The organism is Klebsiella sp. MBT K-1, assembly GCF_002556465.1.
GTDB lineage: Bacteria > Pseudomonadota > Gammaproteobacteria > Enterobacterales > Enterobacteriaceae > Klebsiella > Klebsiella grimontii.
Map to the genome: position 1 here is coordinate 1 of NZ_PDEL01000004.1, position 19,978 is coordinate 19,978.

The window sequence follows — 19,978 nt, forward strand, 5'->3', positions numbered from 1 at the left end:
ACGACAGCGCGGGATGTCGCTGTCGTTATTGTGCCTGTCATCCGGGAGCCGGAGAAGATGACAGTGGTGAAAAGAGTTGCAGGCGTTCACAGTATCTACCCGATCTGCCTCCCTCAGGCGCCGAGCCGGAAATCCCGGGTCGCGGCGTAAACGCCTTACCCGGGCTACTCTCCCCGCAGACGGCTGGAAACCCGTAGCCCCGGTAAGCGCAGCGCCACCGGGGAGAACGGCCGTTTACACTACCCGCGCGTACTGTAGCATCACCTGCAGCAGCACGTTCGCGCCGGCCTCAACGTGCTCCGGCGACGCATACTCGATTTCGTTGTGGCTGATCCCATCCTTGCAGGGGATAAAAATCATCCCGGTTGGCGCCAGGTAGCTCATATACACCGCGTCGTGTCCGGCGCCGGAGACAATCTCCCGCGCGGGATAGCCCAGACGCTGCGCGGCGTTGGCAATCGCCGCCTGGCAATTCGGGTGGAACGGCGCGGCCGGATAGTGGCTCACCTCTTTCAGCGCTATTTTCAGGCCGCTCTCCCGTTCAACGTCGGCGATAAACGCCCGCAGCTGACGGTCCATCTCATCCACCAGCGCATCGCTGAGATTGCGCATATCAATCGAAAAGGTTACCTCGCCCGGCACCACGTTGCGGCTGTTCGGATAGACCTGCACCATTCCTACCGTACCGCGCCCCTCGTCGCTGCGCCCGGCAATCGCCACCACCTCCTGCATAATACGGGTGGCGACCTGTAAGGCATCCTGGCGCAGGCGCATCGGCGTCGGTCCGGCGTGGGACTCCTGGCCGGTCACCACGCAGTCATACCAGCGGATCCCCAGCACGCCCTGCACGATACCGATCATTTTCTCTTCATCCTCCAGAATCGGCCCTTGTTCAATATGCGCTTCGAAGTAGGCGCCAATCGGATGATCGCCCGGCGTCTGGCTGCCGATATAGCCGATGCGCGCCAGCTCCTCGCCCACGGTTTTACCGTCCGCATCCTGAGCGGCATAAATAGTTTCCAGCGGGAAAACCCCGGCAAACACCCCGGAGCCCATCATCACCGGCACAAAACGCGATCCCTCTTCGTTAGTCCAGAACACCACTTCAATCGGCGCTTCGGTTTCGATATCCCGATCGTTCAGGGTGCGCACCACCTCCAGCGCCGCCAGCACGCCGTAGTTGCCATCAAATTTACCGCCGGTCGGCTGGGTATCAATATGGCTGCCGGAGACAATCGGCGGCAGCGCCGGATTACGCCCTTCGCGGCGCATAAAGACGTTGCCGATTTTGTCGACGGTGACGCGCATCCCCGCCGCCTGCGCCCAGCTAATCACCAAATCTCGTCCCTGACGGTCAAGATCGGTGAGCGTCAGACGACAGCAACCGCCCTTCGGCGTGGCGCCGATTTCCGCCAGCGTCATCAGCGAATTCCACAGGCGTTCGCCGTTAACCCGGCAGTCGGTGGTGTCGGTCATCGGGGTAAAAAGGACATCACTGCTCATTTCGGTCTCCTTGCATAAACGCGGCGGCCAGCTCGACCAGCAGACGATCGCTGCCGCGCGGCCCTAAAAATGAGATCCCCAGCGGCAGACCGCCCGTCTGGGCGACCGGCAGCGTCACCTGCGGACGTTGGGTCATCACGGAAATTAACAGCAGGTCATGGGACAGGCGGCGGACCGCCTCTATCTCCTCGGCCTGCGCCGTCAGCAGCGGCGCGCCGTCGGGAACGGTCGGCATCACCAGTACCGCATCGCCCAGCTGCGCGTCCCACCAGGCGGCAAAACGCACGCGCTGCTGGCAGGCGGCGTCAAACTGCGCGCGGGTAACCGCTTTGCCCCAGAAAAAGCGCTCGCGGACGTCCGGCCCTAGCTGCAGGCCGTAGCGCTCAATGGTTTCGCCCTGCGCCTGCCACGCTTCGTAGCCCTGAATCTGGCGAAAGGCGAGATAGATATCGTCCACGTCCGGCAGCGGCGCGGCGAGCGGGGTTACCGCGCCGAAAAAGCGCGCCAGCCGTTGGCGAACCGACTGCAGCGCCTGCTGGCTGCGCAGCGGCAGGCGGGAAAACAGCCCATCATGACAGGCCAGCCGAACGCCGCTCAGATCCGCGCGTTCATCGGCAAACAGGCAGGCGGCGACGGCGGAAAAGACCTCCGGCGAGCGGGCAAAGAAACCGCAGGTATCCATGGTGGCGCACAGCGGCTGGCAGCCGTCGAGGGAGAGACGGCCGTGGGTCGGACGCAGGCCGAACAGTCCGCAGTAGCTCGCCGGCGTCCGAACCGAGCCGCCGGTATCGGTACCGAGGGCAAAATCGCACACTTCGTTCGATACCGCTGACGCCGAACCGGACGAAGAGCCGCCGGGAATATGGTTCGGCGCGGCGCCGTTGCGCGGGGTGCCGTAATGGACGTTGTGCCCGCTCATCGAATACGCCAGCTCGCTGGTATGGGTTTTACCGATAAAGCGCGCGCCGTTATTTAACAACGTTTGCACCACCGGCGCGGTGCGGTTTTTAATCCCGGACAGCGCCAGCAGATGCGGATTGCCGCCGCCGGTCGGATAGCCCGCCACGTCGAACAGATCTTTGACCGCAAAGGTTAACCCGCTCAGCGGCCCGCTGAGCGCATGCGCCACCGGATGCGGCGGATAGGGCATAAAGGCGCGAAGGTCATCCTGCATCGTGTTTTCTCCTGGCTTCAGGCGTAAAGCGCCTGGTTTTCAACGGACGGGCTCAGCTCGCGCCAGCGATGGCAGCTCACCACGTGACGCGGCCCGGCCTGGTCGGTGGCCGGCTGGCTTTGCGTACAGGCGGGACGCGCGTGCGGACAGCGTTCGGCAAACGCGCAGCCCGGCGGCAGGCGCGAGAGATCCGGCGGCGAGCCGGGAATGCAGCGCAGCGCATCGCCCTTTTTCAACCCCTCTTTCGGACGGCTGCCCAGCAGCACCTGGGTATAAGGATGGCGCGGGCGATACAGAATCTCCTCAATCGACGCCTCTTCGACGATGCGCCCGGCGTACATCACCGCCACCCGGTCGGCGATCTCCACCGCCGCGCCAATATCGTGGGTCACAAATATAATCGACAGATCGCGCTGCTTTTGCTGCTCACGCAGCAGGATCAGGATCTGGATTTGCACCGTGGCGTCGAGGGCGGTGGTCGGCTCATCCGCCAACAGCAGCTGCGGGTTGCAGGAGAGCGCGAGGGCGATCATCGCCCGCTGGCGCATTCCGCCGGACATCTCGTGCGGGTAAGCATCCAGCCGCCGCTCGGGGCTCGGAATACGCACCTGGCGCAGCGCCTCCAGCGCCCGCTTCCGCGCCGCCTGCCGCGACAGGCCTTCATGACGACGCAGCCCTTCGACAATCTGTTGGCCCACGGTATAGACCGGGTCGAAGGCCAGCAGCGGCTCCTGGAAAATCATCGCGCAGCGCGCGCCGCGGTAGCGCCGCAGCTGCCCGGCGTTCATGGTCAGCACCTCTTCCTCACCGACCTTCAGGGTGCCGGAAAGCACGCTGCTTTTCGGCGGATGCAGCCGCATCAGGGCGCGCAGGGTCACGCTTTTCCCGGAGCCAGATTCGCCGATCAGCGCCATGACCTCGCCCTTTTGCACATCAAAGGAGACGCCGTTGACCGCGTTGACCGTCTGACCGTCGCGGCGGAACTCAACCCGCAGATCGCGGATATGGACGTAGGCTTCATGCGACATGGCTGACCTCCTGAATGGCGATATTTTGATGCCAGGGCGACGCGGGCTGCGCCATCAGACAAGCGCTCTGGTGCCCCTCGCCGACGCTTTGCAACGTCGGTTTCACCTCGGCGCACACCGCTCTGGCGTGCGGACAGCGGGTATGAAAGCGGCAGCCGGAAGGCGGCGAAATCGGGCTGGGCGGATCGCCGTTCAGCGCAGAGGTTAAGGTGCGATTATGCGGGTCCATCGACGGCATCGAGCTTAACAGCGCCCGGGTATAGGGGTGGGCCGAGGCGGTAAACAGCTGCTCCGCCGGGCCAATCTCCACCACCTCGCCGAGATACATCACCAGAATGCGGTCCGACAGCCAGCGCACCACGTGCAGATCGTGGCTGATAAACACATAGGTCAGCGCCAGCGTCCGCTTCAGTTCCTGCAGCAGCTGCAGTACCTGGGCTTCCACCGATTTATCCAGCGCCGAGACGGCCTCGTCGAGGATCACCAGCCGGGGCTTCATCGCCAGCGCGCGGGCGATATTCACGCGCTGGCGCTGGCCGCCGGAGAGCGCGTGCGGATAACGGTGGGCAAAACGTTCCGGTTCAAGGCCGACGTGCGCCAGCAGATAGCGGGCGTATTCGCTGGCCTCTTTGGCGCTGACGCCGTGTACCCGCTGGCCGAACGCGATGCTCTCTTCCATGGTCATACGCGGGTTGAGCGACGCGTAGCTATCCTGGAAGACCATCTGCACCTGGCGGCGATACGCTTTCATCGGCAGGCGCGATGAGCCCACCTCCAGGCCATCGAAGATCAGCTCCCCGCTATCCTGTTTGAGCAGCTGCATCAGCAGCCGCGCGGTGGTGGATTTACCGCAGCCCGACTCCCCCACCACGCCGAGGGTTTCGCCTTTAATCACCGCGAAGCTGACGTCGTCCACCGCCTGCACCACTTCGCGCGCTTTGCCGCCGCCGGCGGGAAAATGCTTCAGCAGGTTGTTGACCTTCAGCAGCGGCTGCGCCGGTCCGCCGAGATCGATATTGATAAAGGGTTGCATCGCTTACTCCTTAATCGCCATTGCCGCACGCAGGCGGTCCGCGAGGATATTGAACGAAATGGAGGTGATAAAAATCATCAGGCCGGGCAGCGCCGCTACCCACGGCTGGGTATAAATCGCCGTACGCAGGGTGTTCAGCATCAGTCCCCATTCCGGCTCCGGCGGGCGAACCCCGAGGCCGAGAAAAGAGAGCCCGGAGGCGAGGATCATGCACACCGAAATGAGCCCGGTGGAGAAGACGAAAATCGGCCCCAGTACGTTGCCCAGCACCTGCACGCGAATAATGGTGAACGCGCTGGCCCCGGTGGCCCGGGCGGCGTCGATGTAGTCCATATGCCGTACCTGCGCGGTGACGCTTTCGGCGATACGCGCCACCTGCGGCACGAACACCAGGGTCAGCGAGAGCAGCGCGTTACCGATGCCCGCCCCCAGCGCGCCGGAGAGCGCGATCGCCAGCAGCACCGAGGGAAAGGCGTAAAACACGTCCACGGTGCGCATAATCAGGGTATTGGTTTTACCGCCCGCATAGCCGGCGATAATGCCGATCGCCCCGCCGATAAAAAAAGCGAACACTACCGGGACAATCCCCATAAATAGCGACAGCCGGGTGCCGAGAATCAGCCTTGATAGCATGTCGCGCCCGAGCTCATCGGAGCCCAGCGGGAAGCCGTCGGTACCGATCGGCTTGAGGCGTAAAAACATCGACGTTTGGTACGGGTCTTTGACGATAAGCCAGGGGCCGAACAGCGCCAGCGTCAACAGCACGAGGATGATCGCGCCAACGAATACGCCGCCGGGGTCGCGCAGCAGGCGGCGAAACACGCCGCGCCAGTAGCCTTGTCTGGCGACCGTCGTGGCGGAGACGGCAATGCCTTTGGTCGTCACGGTATCCACCATCGTTAGCTCCTCTTAATTCGCGGGTCGAGACTGGTTTGCAGAATATCCACCAGCAGATTGAGCAGCACAAAGAACAGCGCCAGTACCCAGATGGTGCCCTGCAATAGCGGCAGGTCGCGCTGGAAAATGGCGGTGTTCAGCAGCAGGCCGGTGCCGGGCCAGGAAAAAACGGTTTCCACCAGAATCGAGCCGCCCATCAGATAGCCGACCTGCAGCCCCATCACCGCCAGCGCGGTCGGCGCGGCGTTTTTCACCACGTGCAGAAAGATCCGCGATTCGTTGAGCCCCCGGGCGCGCAGGCCGACGATAAACTCCTGGCTGAGAATATCCGCCACCTGAGAGCGAACGGTGCGGGCGATGATGCCGGTCGGGATCACCGACAGCGTGAAGGCCGGCAGCAGCATAAACTGCAGGTGTTCCCAGTCCCACTGCCAGCCCACTTCGCCGATTGGCCCGCCGCCGGTCGCCGGCAGCAGCGCGAATTTGACGCTAAAAACGATCACCAGCAGCATCCCCAGCCAGTAGTGCGGCACGCTGACGCCGAACACCGACAGCACCGAGGCCAGACGGTCAATAATGCTGTTACGAAAGTAACCGGCGACAAAACCAAACAGGCTGCCCAGAACAAAGCCGATCGCCGTCGCCAGCAGCGCCAGACGCAGAGAGTAAGTGACCGCCGTCATCACCTCATCGATGACCGGACGCCCGGTGGCGACCGACATCCCCAGATCGCCGTGCAGCGCCCGCCATAGCCAGTGCACAAACTGCAGCGGCAGCGGTTTATCAAAGCCGTAGGCCTGCATTAAGGTCTGACGCAGCGATTCCGAGGCGTCCGGCGGCATCACCGACACCAGCGGGTCGCCCGGCGCTATCTGCACCAGCATAAAACAGATCACCGCCACCCCGAGCATGGTGGGGACGGCCAGCAGGATGCGATATAGCAGGGTATTGATCATCTCTTGCTCCCGTGTCGATTACTCTTTTTTGCTCACCAGACTGAGATCGATAAACCAGCTTTGCGGCTGTACCACTCCGGTGACGGCTGGCGATATCGCCCGTGGTCCGACATCGTGGGCAACGAACAGGAACGGCACCTGATCGACCAGCGCGGCGTGCAGTTCGCCGGCGGCTTTATCCATTTCGGCCGGGGTAAACGCGTGCTTCACCGCCGCCGCCAGCTTTTCGGTTTCCGGGGTCGAGAAGTAGCCCCAGTTGGTCGCCACCGGCGGGAAGGCCTTCGCGGTAGAGAAGCGGATCATGCCGAAATAGGGATCGTTAACCGCGGCGCTAACATTGATCGCGTCGATCCCTTTCGCGGAGGGATCTTTCGCCCCGAGGCGCCAGTTAGTGAACAGGGTGTTCCATTCGTTGACTTTAATATCGACGTTAAAGAAGCAGCTTTTCAGGCTCTGCTGGATGTACTCGTTCATCGGCAGCGGCTGCATCTGCCCGGAGCCGGAGGCCGAGGTGGCGACCGTGACGTGCAGCGGTTTCCCGGCGCTATACCCGGCTTCGGTCATCAGCTTGCGGGCGGTATCCGGGTCATATTTGATCTGGAAGGTAGGTTTACCGCGCCACGGACTGCCGGCCTCGTAGACGCCGGTCGCTTCGGTCATATAGCCGCCGAGATAGCTTTTAAGCTCCGCGCGGTTCAGGCACAGGTTGGCGGCTTTGCGCACGCGAATATCTTTCCACGGCGAGCCCTCTTCGAAGGAGAACTGCCACGGCCACAGGTGCGGCTGGGTGTTGGCGTAGATTTTAAAGCCCTGGGCTTTAATCTGATCGACCGCATCCGGGGCCGGGGCTTCGATCCAGTCCACCTGCTTCGAGAGCAGCGCCGCGGTGCGGGCGTTGGCTTCCGGCAGCGGGATCAGCACCACTTTATCCACCCGCGGAATGCGATCTTTGTTCCAGTAGTCGGGGTTTTTATCGAGGATCAGCTGCTGGCGGGGAACCAGTTTTTCCATTTTGAACGGACCGCTGCCCACCGCGTGGGCGGCGAATTCGGTCCACGCCTGCTTACTGCGCGCGGCGGTATCGCCGGTGCCCGACGGCACCGCGTCGTACAGCTTCTGCCACGCGGTCGGCGACACGATAAACAGGTTAGTGAGGTTATATGGCAGCAGCGCGTCCGGTTCGGAGGTGGTCAGCGCCACGGTGTGGTCGTCAATCTTTTCCGCGCCGGTGAGAGTCGGCATGCGCGACAGCGTGTTGCCGATCTGGCCGGGCGCATACTGCGGCGCGGCTTTATTCAGCACCTTATCCACGTTCCAGACGATGGCGTCGGCGTTGACCGCAGAACCATCGTGAAATTTAACCCCCGGGCGCAGGGTGAAAATCCAGCGGCTTTGATTTTGCGGGTCAACGTGCCACTCGGTCGCCAGCCCCGGCACCAGGCCGCTGGGTTTCTCTCCCTGCGACAGATCCCATTCAACCAGGGCGTCGTAAAGCGGAATGCCGGTAAAGCGGTTGCCCTCAAAACCCTGATCGGGCTGTCCGAGGGTCAACGGGATATCGGCGGCGGTCATGGCGATCCGCAGGGTTGAGGCCTGAGTCGGCACAGAGGCAAACAGCGCCAATGCCCCGCTAACAGCAACGGCGAGATGGCGTTTACGCGAAAGTAATTTTGTTTTCAGCATCACATTGTCCCTGTTAAATAAAAGTCGCTATTTAACAGGCAAGATACATACCAGTTCTGAACGCGCGGAAAATAAGTGTGAAATGGCTTATAAAATAAGAATGACTTATAACATCCCTATGATTTTACTTGAAAAATAAAATCACCTTATCTTTTTGCACCGCCAGCGGGAATTCTGTTGCAGGATTGCACCAGCCTAACTTTTTACGCAAAGGAATCATCACGTGACGTCACTTTTTATAAAATAAATTCATAATCTTCGGCAAATCATCAGTTTGAGGCGTTGTCTTCTATACTTCTTGATAAAGAGAAAGAGGGAGTCGCCATGCCGTTACCTGATTTTCACCGCTCCGAGCCGTTTACCCTCGGCATCGAGCTGGAGCTCCAGGTCGTCAACCCGCCGGGCTTTGATTTAAGCCAGGACTCTTCCGCGCTGATTGACGAGATCCAGGGCACGCTGAAAGCGGGCGAGGCCAAGCATGACATTACCGAAAGCATGCTGGAGATCGCCACCGGCGTCTGCCGCGACATCCACCAGGCGACGGCGCAGCTGAGCGCGGTTCAGCAGGCGGTGCTTCGTGCCGCCGCCCGCCATCACGTACAAATCTGCGGCGGCGGAACGCATCCGTTTCAAAGCTGGCAGCGCCAGCAGATCAGCGATAGTCCGCGCTACCGGAAAACCGTCGAGCACTTTGGTTATCTGGCGAAGCAGGCGACGATCTTCGGTCAGCACGTGCACGTGGGGTGTCAAAACGGCGATGATGCCATTTATCTTCTGCACGGCCTGTCGCGCTTCGTGCCGCATTTTATCGCGCTGAACGCGGCATCGCCCTGGCTCGACGGGACCGATAGCGGCTTTGCCTGCTCGCGGCTTAACCTTTTCGCCGCCTATCCCGATAACGGTCCGATGCCGTGGGTCAATAACTGGCAGGCTTTCATCGGCCTGTTTCGGCGCCTTAGCTATACCAGCATGATCGACAGCATGAAGGATCTGCACTGGGATATTCGCCCCAGCCCGCGCTTTGGCACCGTCGAAGTCCGGGTCATGGATACCCCGCTGACGATTAGCCAGGCGGTGAATATCGCCGGTTTTATCCAGATCATCGCCTGCTGGCTGCTGACGGAGCGGCCGTTTAAGCATCAGCCCGAGGATTATCTGCTCTACCCCTTCAACCGCTATCAGGCCTGCCGCTATGGGCTCGACGGGATCAATACCGATGTGAACAGCGGCGAACAGCGAACATTGCGCGAAGAGATTTTACAGCTGGCGGATAAGCTGGCGCCCAGCGCCCATAAGCTCAATGCCGACAGCGCGCTGGAGGCGATGGTACGCCAGGCGAAGCAGCATCGCAGCGAGCCGCAACAGATGCGCGAGTTTGTCGCCAACGGCGGTTCATTGATCGGGCTGGTGCAAAAGCATTGCGAGATCTGGACGGCGTAGCGGCGATAAAAGGCTATACTGCACGCTCTCGTTGGTTGTCTGGAACCCTGCCGTGCGCTTGCCATCGCTTCTGCCGCTGTTGCTGTTATCTCTGCCCGCCTTCGCCAGCGGGACATGCTCGCTGACCGACCCGTCCCTGACGCTGCAAAGCTATACCGTCGATCCGCAGCGCGAACGCATTGTGATGTACTGGCAGAAAGAGGACGGTAAAGCCTGGGGATCGCTGCGCTCGCTGCTGGGGGATATCAACCGCGACGGGCAGGTGCAGATGGCGATGAACGGCGGAATTTATGATAAAGCCTACGCGCCGCTGGGGCTGTATATCGAGAAAGGTCGGCAGTTGACCCCGCTTAACCGCGCCTCCGGCGGCGGCAACTTTTTTATTCGTCCCGGCGGGGTGTTTTATCTGCGCGGGCAAAACGCGGGGATTGTCAGCATCAATAAATTCAGGCCGTCGCCGGCCATCCGCTACGCCGTGCAGTCGGGCCCAATGCTGATTGAAAACGGCAAGATCAACTGGCGACTGAAGCCATCCGCCAGCTCGCGCAAGCTGCGTAACGGCGTGGGCATCACCGGCGATGGCAAGGTGGTGTTTATGCTCAGCGCGCGTGAAACCAATTTCTACGATTTCGCCTGCTACGCGCAGGCGAAGCTCAACGTGCGCCAGATGCTCTATCTCGACGGCACCATTTCGAAGATGTACCAGAAAGGCGATAGCGTGCCGTGGCAGTATCATCCGTTCGTCACCATGATCGCGGTGGAGAGTAGATAGTCGACAAAACATCGTCTGCGGGGGTGTTTCGCAACCCGGCAATATTCTGCACCGATTTCCCCGGTGGCGCTGCGCTTACCGGGGCTACGGGTTTCCAGCCGTCTGCGGAGGAGTAGCCCGGGTAAGGCGTTTACGCCGCGACCCGGGATTTCCGGGCACCGTGCCCGAGGCATCTACATCCGGCGATGCCCCCACTCGCGCAGGCGCTGGAACAGCACGTACAGCGACGGAATAAACAAAATGCCGATGACCGTCGCCACCAGCATGCCGCTGAACACCGTGGTGCCGATAATCTGCCGACTCTGCGCCCCGGCGCCGGTGGCGAGCATCATCGGCACAATCCCGATGATAAAAGAAACCGCCGTCATCATCACCGCGCGGAAGCGGCGGGTGGCCCCTTCGCGGGCGGCGTCGACGATCGACATTCCCTCTTCGCGCTTCGCCCTGGCAAACTCGACGATCAAAATCGCGTTTTTCGCCGCCAGCGCGATCAATAGCACCAGCCCTATCTGCACGTACACATCGTTGGCGTACCCGGCCCACCAGAGCCACAGCAGCGACCCGCCGATGGCGAACAGCACCGACAGCATTACGCTCGCCGGCAGCGTCCAGCTCTCATACTGGGCGACGAGGAACAGCCACGCCATCGCTACCGCCGCCAGCACAATCCACACCGCCTGGTTACCGGTCTGCTGCTCCTGCCAGGAGATGCCGCTCCAGGCGTAATCATAACCGTGGGGCAGGTTCGCTTGTAAAATCTGCTCCATCACCGCCATTGCCGTCCGGCTGCTGACGCCTTCGGCCGCCGACCCGCTCACCGATACCGACGGAAACTGGTTATACTGCTGAATAAACGGCGCGCCCACCGTCGGCGTAATCGTCACCAGATTACTCAGGCGAACCCGCTCGCCGCTGTCGCTGCGCACGTACAGCTCGCTTATCTGCTCTGCCCGCTCGCGCCACTGCATCTCGTTTTGCATTACCACGTGGTAGACACGATTGTTAATGCTGAAATCGCCGGCGCGAGTGCCGCCAAACGCGGTTTGCAGGCTGCTGAAAATCCTCGCCACCGGTACGTTCAGCCGGGCCGCCTGGTCGCGGTCAACGGTGAGCGTCAGCTGCGGCACGTTACTGCTCCAGGTGGTAAATACCCGGCTCAGCTGCGGATACTGGTTGGCCGTCCGCAGCACCTGCTGCGTCACCTGCTCCAGCTCCGCCGGCGATTGTCCGGCCTGGGCCAAGATGCGTAAATTAAATCCGGAGGCGTTGCCCAGCCCCGGCAGCGTCGGCGGCGCAAAAGTCATGATCGTCGCCTCCGGTAGCCCCATCAGCTGGCCCTGCACTTTTTCCATCACCGCCTCCAGCGGCGGTCGCTGGTGCCAGTCCTTCAGCATCACCGAGATAAACCCGCCGTTTGAAGCGCTGGTACCGTTGAGAATATTAAAACCGGAGACCTGAATCACATCCTCAACCGCCGGATTCAGTTTCAGCAGCTCGCGCGCCTGGGCCATCACCGCTTCGGTACGCTCCAGCGAGGCGGCTTCGGGCAGCTGTACGCTGGCAAAGAAATAACCCTGATCTTCCTGCGGCAGAAATCCCTTCGGCATGGTGGTGAAGCTAAACACCACCACCCCGGCCGCCGCCGTCGTCGCCGCCAGCGCCAGCCAGGGGCGACGATTCATCCTCCCGACCAGACGCCCGTAGCCATCGCGCACCGTATCCAGACCGCGGTTAAAACCGCGCCAGATGGCGGCTGGCTGCTGCGGCCGCGGACGCAGCAGCAGCGCGCACAGCGCAGGCGTCAGGGTCAGCGCCACCACGCTCGACAAAGTCACCGCCGTCGATAGGGTCACCGCGAACTGGCGATAGAGCTCGCCGACGATCCCCGGCAGCATCGCCACCGGCACAAACACCGCCAGCAGCACCAGGGTGGTGGCGATCACCGGCCCGGCGATTTGCCGCAGCGCCTCGGCGGTTGCCGCGCCGCGCGCCAGCCCCTCCGCCATTTTGCTTTCCACGCTCTCCACCACCACGATGGCGTCATCCACCACCATCGTCAGGGCGAGAATGATTGCGAACAGGCTCAGGGTATTGGCGCTGTAGCCCAGCGCATAGAGCACGGCGAAGGTACCGATAAGCGAAACCGGGATCGCCAGCGCGACTATCAGCGTCGCCCGCCAGCTCTGCAGAAACAGCGAGACCACCACCACCACCGCCAGCAGGGTCAGCGCCAGCGACACGCCGATCTCTTTGATCGTCGCCGCGACAAAGCGGGTGGTATCAAACTTCACTTCCCAGGTGAGATCCGCCGGGAAACGCGCATGCAGCCGGGTCAGCTCGGCGCGCACCGCGCTGGCGACCTGTAGGGCGTTAGCGGTGGGCGTCGGATAGATGCCGAGATAGGCGGAGTCTTTGCCGTTGAGCTGCGCGCCGGAGCTGTAGCTGCGCGCGCCCAGCTCGATGGTCGCCACGTCGGACAGGCGCACCAGTTGGCCGCGGTCGCCGCTGCGAACCACAATCTGCCCGAAGCCGGCGGCGTCGCTCAGTCGCCCGATACCGTTGATGGTCAGCGTCTGCTGTTGGCCGTTAAATACCGGCGGCGTCCCTACCTGCCCCGCCGCGCCCTGCACGTTCTGCTCGCGCAGCGCCCTGGCAACATCATCGGTAGTGATATTCAGCGCGTTCATGCGGTCGGGCCGCAGCCAGATGCGCATGCTGTAGTCGCGCGCGCCGAACATCTGCACTTCCCCGACGCCCGGCAGACGCGCCAGCGCCTCGCGCACCTGGGTGCTGGCGTAGTTGCTGACAAACAGCGGCGACAGCGTGCCGAGCGGCGAGTAAAGACTGACGCCCATCAGCAGGTTCGTCGCCCGCTTGCGCACCTGAACGCCGTTTTGCTGCACGTCGGCAGGCAGCTGCGCCACCGCCTGCGACACGCGGTTCTGCACGTCGATCGCGGCTAAATCGGCATCGGTCCCGGCGGCAAAGGTCAGGCTCAGGCTGTAGGTTCCCTCATCGGAGCTGGTGGACTCCATGTACAGCATATGATCGACGCCGTTGAGCTGGGTCTCCAGCGGCGCGGCAATGGCTTCCGCCACGTCCGCCGCGCTGGCGCCCGGCCAGCTGGCGCTGACGTTGACGACCGGCGGCGTAATTTGCGGATACTGCTCAACCGGGATCAGCTTCAGCGAGACCGCGCCGACGAAGGTCATCAGCAGCGCAATCACCATCGCAAAGCGCGGACGACGGATAAAAAACGTAAGCATCCTCTCTCCCTCTTTAGTTGAGCAGTTGAACGGCTGCACCGTCACGCAGGCGCTGGGCGCCCTCCGTCACCACGCGCTCGCCCGGGTGGAGGCCTTCCGCCACCGCGAACTGCTGCCCCTGCTGCCCCGCGGGGGTCAAGCGGCGCATCGTCACGGTGTTGTCCGCCGTCAGCACCCAGCTGTAAAAGCCCTGCGCGTCCTGCTGCATCGCCGCCGCCGGGATCATCGGGCTCTCCTGAAGCTGCCGCGGGCGGAAGAAAATGGTGACGTTGCCGCCGGGCAGCAGACGGTGCTGCGGATTAGCGAATTCAGCGCGCAGCGCCACGCTGGCGGTGCGGCTATCAATACGGTTATCGACGGAGGTCAGAACGCCGTCTTCACGCCGTCCATCGACATCCACCTGCGCGAGCCACGCTTCCTTCAGTGCGGCAATATCCGTGTGCTGCCCCGCTTTGGCGAAAAAGGCGGTTTCATCCAGCGAGAACGCCACCCGAATCGGATCGAGCTGAACCACATCGACCAGCACGCCGCTGGCGGGGTTCACCAGGCTGCCGACGTGAAACGGGCTATGGCCGACGCGTCCGCTGACCGGCGAGGTAATGCGGGTGTAGCCGAGCGTAATCTGCTGGGCGGCAATGCGCGCCCGGGCCTGCTCCACGGCGGCAGCGGCGACATCGCGCTGCATCTGCGCGGTATCAAGGTCGTTGCGGCCGATCGCGTGGTTATTGATCAGCTGCTGGTAGCGGCTCAGCAGCTGCTGGGCCTGGCGTAGCGACGCCTGCGCGCTCTTCAGTTCGGCCTGGGCCAGCGCCAGCGCGGCTTTCGGCTGGGCGTCATCCAGCGTAAACAGCAGATCGCCCTGGTTGACGTACTGCCCATCCTGGAAGTGGCGCTGCACAATCTTCCCTTCGGTGCGGGCGCGAATATCGACGGAGTGAATGGCCTCGACGCGGCCGGAGATTTGCCGTTCGCCGGCGTGCGGCGCTTGTTCCACGGTGACGACGCGGACCGGAACGGCCGGCGCGGCGGCGGCGGCGAGCACGTAGCCTGCCAGGCCGCAGGCCAGCAGGGCGGAGCGGATGATCTTGTTCATGGGGAATTCCTTACGACGATGCGGCGTCCCTCCCCCGCAGGAGAAGGGACGCCGGGCGGGTCAGACACGCTACGCGGTTTTACGGAAACGACGGGTCAGGCGTTTCTCAACTTCGACCACCAGGAACATCGCGATACCGATGACCAGCGTGATGAACCAGTAGCGCGGCGGCAGCCCTTCGGTGCCAAACATCGTCTGCATCACCGGTACGTAGATGATGACCAGCTGCATCAGCAGCAGTACGCCGCTCACCAGCCAGATGCCTTTGTTACGCAGCAGCCCCATGTTGAGCGAGAAGCTGTCGCTGCTGCGGCAGTTAATCATGTACACCCACTGTGCGGTAACCAGCATCTGCAGCAGGACGGTGCGGATAAACTCCGGGCTGTGGCCGCGCGGCGCCAGCCAGGCTTCCAGAATAAAGGCAGCCACGGCAATCATCGTGCCGACGAAGGCGACGCGCCAGACGGCGAAGGCGTCCATAACATGCTGGCCGGTTTTACGCGGCGGACGGTTCATGGCGTTGCGCTCGGCGGCTTCAAACGCGAGGCCGAAGGAGAGCGTCGCGGAGGTGGCCATGTTCATCCACAAAATCAGCACCGGCGTCAGCGGAATGATGTTCCCCGCCAGCAGGGCGATGATAATCAGCAGCCCCTGCGCCAGGTTGGTCGGCATGATGAACAGAATGGTCTTCTTCAGGTTGTCGTAGACCCGACGCCCCTCTTTGACCGAACTGGCGATGGTGGCAAAGTTGTCGTCGGTCAGGACCATGTCGGCGGCCTCTTTGGTCACCTCGGTGCCTTTGATCCCCATGGCGATCCCGACGTCGGCCTGGCGCAGCGCCGGGGCGTCGTTGACGCCGTCGCCGGTCATGCCAACCACTTCACCGTTACCCTGCAGCGCTTTCACCAGGCGCAGCTTGTGCTCCGGGCTGGTACGGGCAAAGATATCGTACTCAACGGCGGCTTTCGCCAGCTCGGCGTCATCCATGTGCTCCAGCTGGTAGCCGGTCATCGCCTGGCTGCTGTTGGTGATCCCCAGCATCTGGCCAATGCTCATCGCCGTCTGCGGGTGGTCGCCGGTAATCATCTTCACGCGGATCCCCGCGTTCTGGCAGGCGTGGATAGCGTCAATCGCTTCCGGACGCGGCGGGTCCATCATTCCGGCAATGCCGAGGAACACCAGACCTTCGCGCAGATCGTCGTGGGTCAGCGTGGTGCTGCCGACGTTGGCCGGTTTGTAGGCGGCGGCGACCATACGCAGGCCCTGGCGGGCAAAGCGCGCCATCTCCTCTTCCCAGTACTGAGGCTCAAACGGCACCGCCCCCTGCTTGCTCAACTGCTGGCGGCACAGGGCAAAAATCACGTCCGGCGCGCCGGTAATCAGCACCTGCTCGACGTCGCCCATTTTCTGGTGGGTCGCCATGTATTTATACTGCGAGTCGAACGGTATCTTCGCGACCAGCCGCGCGTCGACGGGCGCAAGCCGCGCTTTCGCCGCCAGCACCTTCAGCGCCCCTTCCGTTGGCCCGCCGGTAATGCCCCACAGGCCGCGCTCGTCCTGAATCATCTGGCTGTCGTTACACAGGTCGATGGTGCGCAAATAGGTTTCCAGCACGCTGCCCGCTTTAATCTGCACCGGCTCGTTGCTGCCTTCCAGGCAGATGTTACCCTGAGGCTCGTAGCTGTCGCCCTCGACGCGGTAGCAGCAGTCGGCGGTGATGATCGCTTTGACGGTCATTTCGTTCATCGTCAGGGTGCCGGTTTTATCCGAGCACACCACGGTCATGGCGCCCAGGGTTTCCACCGTCGGCAGCTTGCGGATAATCGCCCGCTGACGCGCCATCGCCTGTACGCCCAGGGAGAGAATAATCGAGATAATCGCCGGTAAACCTTCCGGCACGGCGGCCACCGCCAGGCTAATCAGGGAGAGCAGCAGCTCGCCGAGAGGAATGTCGCGCAGCGCGAGGCTGAAGACGAACAGTGCGGCCATCATCGCGAGGATAATGACGAAAATCGCTTTGCCGAGCTTATCCATCTGCACCAGCAGCGGCGTACGGTGCTTCTCAATCCCCGCCATCATCTGGTTGATGTGGCCGAGCTCGGTCTCCTGACCGGTTGCGGTCACCACGCCAACGCCGCCGCCGGCGCTGATGGTGGTGCCGGAGAAGAGCATATTGGTACGGTCGCCCAGCGGCAGTTCGCCTTCCAGCGCGTCGGTGGTTTTATCCACCACCGTCGACTCGCCGGTGAGAATCGCTTCTTCAACCCGCAGATTATGGCTCTCAATCAGGCGCATATCGGCAGGGACGCGGTCGCCCGCGCGCAGAATCACGATATCGCCCGGCACCAGGTCGCGGGTGGGAATGGTTTCATGCTTGCCGCCGCGCTGCACGCGCGCGTCGCTGGAGAGCATATTGCGGATGCCCTGCAGCGATTTTTCGGCGTTGCTCTCCTGGATATGGCCGATCAGGGCGTTGATCACCGTGACGCCAAGGATGACGAGCGTATCGACCCAGTGGCCCATGACCGCGGTGAGCGCGGCGGCGGCCAGCAGGACAAAAATCAGTACGTCATTAAAGTGGGCAAGGAAGCGCAGCCAGGCCGGCTTGCCTTTTTTCTCCGGCAAGGCGTTGGGGCCGAAGGTTTTCAAACGCTCTGCGGCCTCGGCGGCGCTGAGGCCGCTGGCATGGCTTTTAGTCTGCGCCAGCACCGCATCAACCGTCTGCTGATATGCGCGGCGTGGCGCGACATCCCCTGAGGGGGTGGTATTATTAGTTTTGATCGTTTTGGTCAAAATATATCTCCCTTAAAATTCCGTGAGGCGGAAAGCCTGGAATCATTCCGGGCCAATGAGAAAAATTTTAAACAGCGGAGATAATTTAAGCTTGCGCAATATTTAATCTCTCGCAAATACAAAATTTATGGTAAGTTAATTCTATAAAACAACTATTGCAGAATATTAATAAACCAAAACTAAACGAGGTCTACTATGTTTGGAATCTACCGCGGACGCCGTCTGGTACTGTACATCCTGCTGGCCATTATTATCGCGACTCTGGTGGGATATAGCACCTATACTTTTGTAAAAGCGCTGGCTTAATAATGACGTTAATTTACATTACGGTGTAATTAACTTAATCACAAATAGTGCCAAAATAATTAACATGGGAATAAGCGAGGACGTTTAAATATAATACTTAAGGCGTAATATGATTGCGTACGAAACGATATTGCATTGATTCTCTTTTTACCGGACAATATGTTTTTAACTGATGATTAACAAATAATGAAACATCCGCTAGAAACGCTCCTCAGCGCCGCCGGCATTTTGCTGCTGGCTTTGCTCTCCTGCCTGCTGCTGCCGGCGCCCTCGCTGGGCCTGACGCTGGCGCAAAAGCTGGTGGCGACATTCCATCTGATGGATCTCAACCAGCTTTATACCCTGATCTTTTGCCTGTGGTTTTTAGCGCTGGGCGCGGTTGAATATCTGCTGCTGCGCTGGGTCTGGCGTCGCTGGTTTTCCGTTGAGCGCTAGGCCGGTCAGGTCACGCATGCCGCTGATCAGCGCTTCGCACCAGGCGGCGTAATCGTGGCCGCTGGAGGAGGGGTGGAAGCTCACCGTATAGCCCTTCTCTTTGAGCACCTGCTCAAATTCAAGCGTATTGGCATAAATGCCGCCGTCCGGCCCGTTGGTTTCGAATTTCCCCGCCTGCAGCCAGAAGCGCACCGGATAGCGCGGCGACTGCTGGTACTGGCGGGTCAGCCAGCTGGCCTCCTCCCCTTGCGGCGCCCACCAGTATGACCCGGACAGGCTCAATACGTTGCCAAACTGTCGCGGATAGCGCAGCGCTACCCAGGACGCGGCCAGCCCGCCGTAGCTGGAGCCGGCGACCACGGTTTTTTGCCGACTCAGGCTGAGTCCCTGGCGGCGCAGCCACGGCAGCAGCTCATGGGCCATAAAATCGGCGAAGTGCGGATTTGGCGGCAGCTCCTTCGCCCGTCGCGGATGATCGAGACTATCGATAAACACCACGTTGATCGGCGGCAGCCGATGGCTGGCGATCAGGGCATCCAGCACGTTGGCGAGGCGGTACTCGTGCTGGTAAGTTTTGCCGTCAAAGAGCAGTAGGGTCCAGCGCGCGGGCTGCGGCAACCGCGGGCGATAAATCAGCACTTCCCGCGTATTTTGCAGAAAGTCGCTGCGCAGCTGATGGCGGGTTAAGGTTCCGTAGCGGAGCGGCTGCGCCATCCGCTGGGCGGTGCAAAAACGCGCGGCGTTGAGGGCCAGCAGAGAGTAGCGATTCCAGCGGTCGTGGGCGGCATTGACGCTGTTCGGGTTGAGCGGGTCAGCCTGGGCGCTGACCAAAATCGCCCGCCGCTGCTCCCGCGCGCTGCCGGTTACCTGCGGCACGTCCGGGGCCAGCTTATACTGCATGAGGGTATCGGCGGGCACCACGTAGCTGCGAAACCAGACGTCAGAATCGCCGAGGCGAAACAGCGGATCGTGCTCCCCCGCCGGCGAACCCAGAATAAACACGTTGCGGCTCGCCCCGCGCCACAGGAAAGTTACCCGCTTATGGCCGGCGTCCACCGGTTCCACCATTGGCGTCCCTTCCCGCTCGAGCTCCTGCCAGAAATGCGCCGTTGAACCTCCCGCCGCCAGTTCACGCTTCAGCCGCTGCAGGCGCGGGCTGACCGGATCCAGCGGCTGAATTTTGGCCAGCGCGGTGGTTTCCCGCATCTGCCACTGAAAGCGCCAGCGCGCACCTTCTTCGCCGTGCAGCACCAGCGATGAGGCGCGGTGTACCGGCAGAGAAAACAGCAGGGTTTGCTCGCCGTCCGCCGGACCGCCCGCCAGCAGCGTGCGCAGACGGCGGTTATTGTCATCCAGCAGTCGGGCATCGGTGACGCCGGAGAGGGTCGCCGCGACGTAGTTCTCGCCCAATGTCGGCAGGTCAAAACAGACCTCGCCGCTGGCGTCGAATTTCCCCTGTAGTTCACCCTGTAACGAGGGAGATTCGCAGTTCATTGCCGCCGCCGGTAGGGTACTCATGCCAATCAGCAGGCCGCTCCACGCCGTCTTCATTAGCCGAAATTTCCTTGTAAGAATTTGTTAATAACGCTAATGCAAATA

Annotated in this window: 14 protein-coding genes; 3 read left to right on the forward strand and 11 right to left on the reverse strand. The window is 61.8% G+C overall.

The window, feature by feature from the left end:
- Nucleotides 1–234: 234 nt before the first annotated feature.
- The 7 genes from CMQ96_RS06565 to CMQ96_RS06595 are packed head-to-tail and all read right to left on the reverse strand — an operon-like array spanning nt 235 to nt 8,274.
- A complete protein-coding gene (locus CMQ96_RS06565) occupies nt 235–1,503 on the reverse strand; it encodes a Zn-dependent hydrolase (protein ID WP_049085988.1) in 1,269 nt (422 codons plus the stop codon).
- Nucleotides 1,493–2,677, reverse strand: a complete 1,185-nt coding sequence (locus tag CMQ96_RS06570) for an amidase (RefSeq protein ID WP_098066294.1) — start codon at nt 2,675–2,677, stop codon at nt 1,493–1,495. The genes CMQ96_RS06565 and CMQ96_RS06570 overlap by 11 nt, the downstream gene beginning before the upstream one ends.
- A gap of 17 nt (nt 2,678–2,694) precedes the next feature.
- Nucleotides 2,695–3,705 carry an ABC transporter ATP-binding protein gene (locus CMQ96_RS06575; RefSeq protein ID WP_098066297.1) on the reverse strand — a complete coding sequence of 337 codons (1,011 nt, stop codon included), beginning with the start codon at nt 3,703–3,705 and terminating at the stop codon, nt 2,695–2,697.
- On the reverse strand, nt 3,695–4,738 hold the full coding sequence (locus CMQ96_RS06580; protein WP_004132154.1) for an ABC transporter ATP-binding protein: 1,044 nt from the start codon (nt 4,736–4,738) through the stop codon (nt 3,695–3,697). The genes CMQ96_RS06575 and CMQ96_RS06580 overlap by 11 nt, the downstream gene beginning before the upstream one ends.
- A 3-nt stretch (nt 4,739–4,741) precedes the next feature.
- Nucleotides 4,742–5,635, reverse strand: coding sequence for an ABC transporter permease (locus CMQ96_RS06585; protein ID WP_004132151.1), 894 nt, complete (start codon nt 5,633–5,635; stop codon nt 4,742–4,744).
- Between the two features lie 2 nt (nt 5,636–5,637).
- Nucleotides 5,638–6,591, reverse strand: a complete 954-nt coding sequence (locus CMQ96_RS06590; RefSeq protein WP_004100013.1) for an ABC transporter permease — start codon at nt 6,589–6,591, stop codon at nt 5,638–5,640.
- 18 nt (nt 6,592–6,609) lie between these two features.
- Nucleotides 6,610–8,274 (reverse strand): ABC transporter substrate-binding protein, encoded by a 1,665-nt coding sequence (locus CMQ96_RS06595; protein ID WP_004130238.1) that lies wholly within the window; start codon nt 8,272–8,274, stop codon nt 6,610–6,612.
- Nucleotides 8,275–8,598: 324 nt separating this feature from the next.
- On the opposite strand from CMQ96_RS06595, the gene CMQ96_RS06600 reads away from it, so the two are divergent.
- Nucleotides 8,599–9,714: a YbdK family carboxylate-amine ligase gene (locus tag CMQ96_RS06600; RefSeq protein WP_049088995.1), complete on the forward strand. Its 1,116-nt coding sequence runs from the start codon at nt 8,599–8,601 to the stop codon at nt 9,712–9,714.
- 52 nt (nt 9,715–9,766) lie between these two features.
- Nucleotides 9,767–10,486, forward strand: a complete 720-nt coding sequence (locus CMQ96_RS06605; protein ID WP_098066300.1) for a phosphodiester glycosidase family protein — start codon at nt 9,767–9,769, stop codon at nt 10,484–10,486.
- Nucleotides 10,487–10,659: 173 nt separating this feature from the next.
- On the opposite strand, the gene CMQ96_RS06610 is transcribed toward CMQ96_RS06605, so the two are convergent.
- The 3 genes from CMQ96_RS06610 to CMQ96_RS06620 all read right to left on the reverse strand — a co-directional run bounded on the left by CMQ96_RS06610 (nt 10,660) and on the right by CMQ96_RS06620 (nt 17,638).
- Nucleotides 10,660–13,752 carry an efflux RND transporter permease subunit gene (locus CMQ96_RS06610; protein WP_098066303.1) on the reverse strand — a complete coding sequence of 1,031 codons (3,093 nt, stop codon included), beginning with the start codon at nt 13,750–13,752 and terminating at the stop codon, nt 10,660–10,662.
- Nucleotides 13,753–13,765: 13 nt separating this feature from the next.
- Complete coding sequence (locus CMQ96_RS06615) at nt 13,766–14,845, reverse strand: efflux RND transporter periplasmic adaptor subunit (protein ID WP_098066306.1); 1,080 nt, start codon at nt 14,843–14,845, stop codon at nt 13,766–13,768.
- A 69-nt stretch (nt 14,846–14,914) separates the two neighbouring features.
- A complete protein-coding gene (locus CMQ96_RS06620) occupies nt 14,915–17,638 on the reverse strand; it encodes a cation-transporting P-type ATPase (RefSeq protein ID WP_049088992.1) in 2,724 nt (907 codons plus the stop codon).
- 492 nt (nt 17,639–18,130) lie between these two features.
- Between CMQ96_RS06620 and CMQ96_RS06625 the strand changes: the two genes are divergently transcribed.
- A complete protein-coding gene (locus tag CMQ96_RS06625; protein WP_004135363.1) occupies nt 18,131–18,379 on the forward strand; it encodes a DUF1158 domain-containing protein in 249 nt (82 codons plus the stop codon).
- On the opposite strand, the gene CMQ96_RS06630 is transcribed toward CMQ96_RS06625, so the two are convergent.
- Nucleotides 18,308–19,930, reverse strand: coding sequence for an esterase family protein (locus CMQ96_RS06630; protein ID WP_004135361.1), 1,623 nt, complete (start codon nt 19,928–19,930; stop codon nt 18,308–18,310). The genes CMQ96_RS06625 and CMQ96_RS06630 overlap by 72 nt on opposite strands.
- Nucleotides 19,931–19,978: the final 48 nt, after the last annotated feature.

Coding starts and splice junctions, on each gene's coding strand:
- CMQ96_RS06565 (WP_049085988.1), bottom strand. CDS start 1,503: ATGAGCAGTGATGTCCTTTTTACCCCGATGACCGACACCACCGACTGC.
- CMQ96_RS06570 (WP_098066294.1), bottom strand. CDS start 2,677: ATGCAGGATGACCTTCGCGCCTTTATGCCCTATCCGCCGCATCCGGTG.
- CMQ96_RS06575 (WP_098066297.1), bottom strand. CDS start 3,705: ATGTCGCATGAAGCCTACGTCCATATCCGCGATCTGCGGGTTGAGTTC.
- CMQ96_RS06580 (WP_004132154.1), bottom strand. CDS start 4,738: ATGCAACCCTTTATCAATATCGATCTCGGCGGACCGGCGCAGCCGCTG.
- CMQ96_RS06585 (WP_004132151.1), bottom strand. CDS start 5,635: ATGGTGGATACCGTGACGACCAAAGGCATTGCCGTCTCCGCCACGACG.
- CMQ96_RS06590 (WP_004100013.1), bottom strand. CDS start 6,591: ATGATCAATACCCTGCTATATCGCATCCTGCTGGCCGTCCCCACCATG.
- CMQ96_RS06595 (WP_004130238.1), bottom strand. CDS start 8,274: ATGCTGAAAACAAAATTACTTTCGCGTAAACGCCATCTCGCCGTTGCT.
- CMQ96_RS06600 (WP_049088995.1), top strand. CDS start 8,599: ATGCCGTTACCTGATTTTCACCGCTCCGAGCCGTTTACCCTCGGCATC.
- CMQ96_RS06610 (WP_098066303.1), bottom strand. CDS start 13,752: ATGCTTACGTTTTTTATCCGTCGTCCGCGCTTTGCGATGGTGATTGCG.
- CMQ96_RS06615 (WP_098066306.1), bottom strand. CDS start 14,845: ATGAACAAGATCATCCGCTCCGCCCTGCTGGCCTGCGGCCTGGCAGGC.
- CMQ96_RS06625 (WP_004135363.1), top strand. CDS start 18,131: ATGAAACATCCGCTAGAAACGCTCCTCAGCGCCGCCGGCATTTTGCTG.
- CMQ96_RS06630 (WP_004135361.1), bottom strand. CDS start 19,930: ATGAAGACGGCGTGGAGCGGCCTGCTGATTGGCATGAGTACCCTACCG.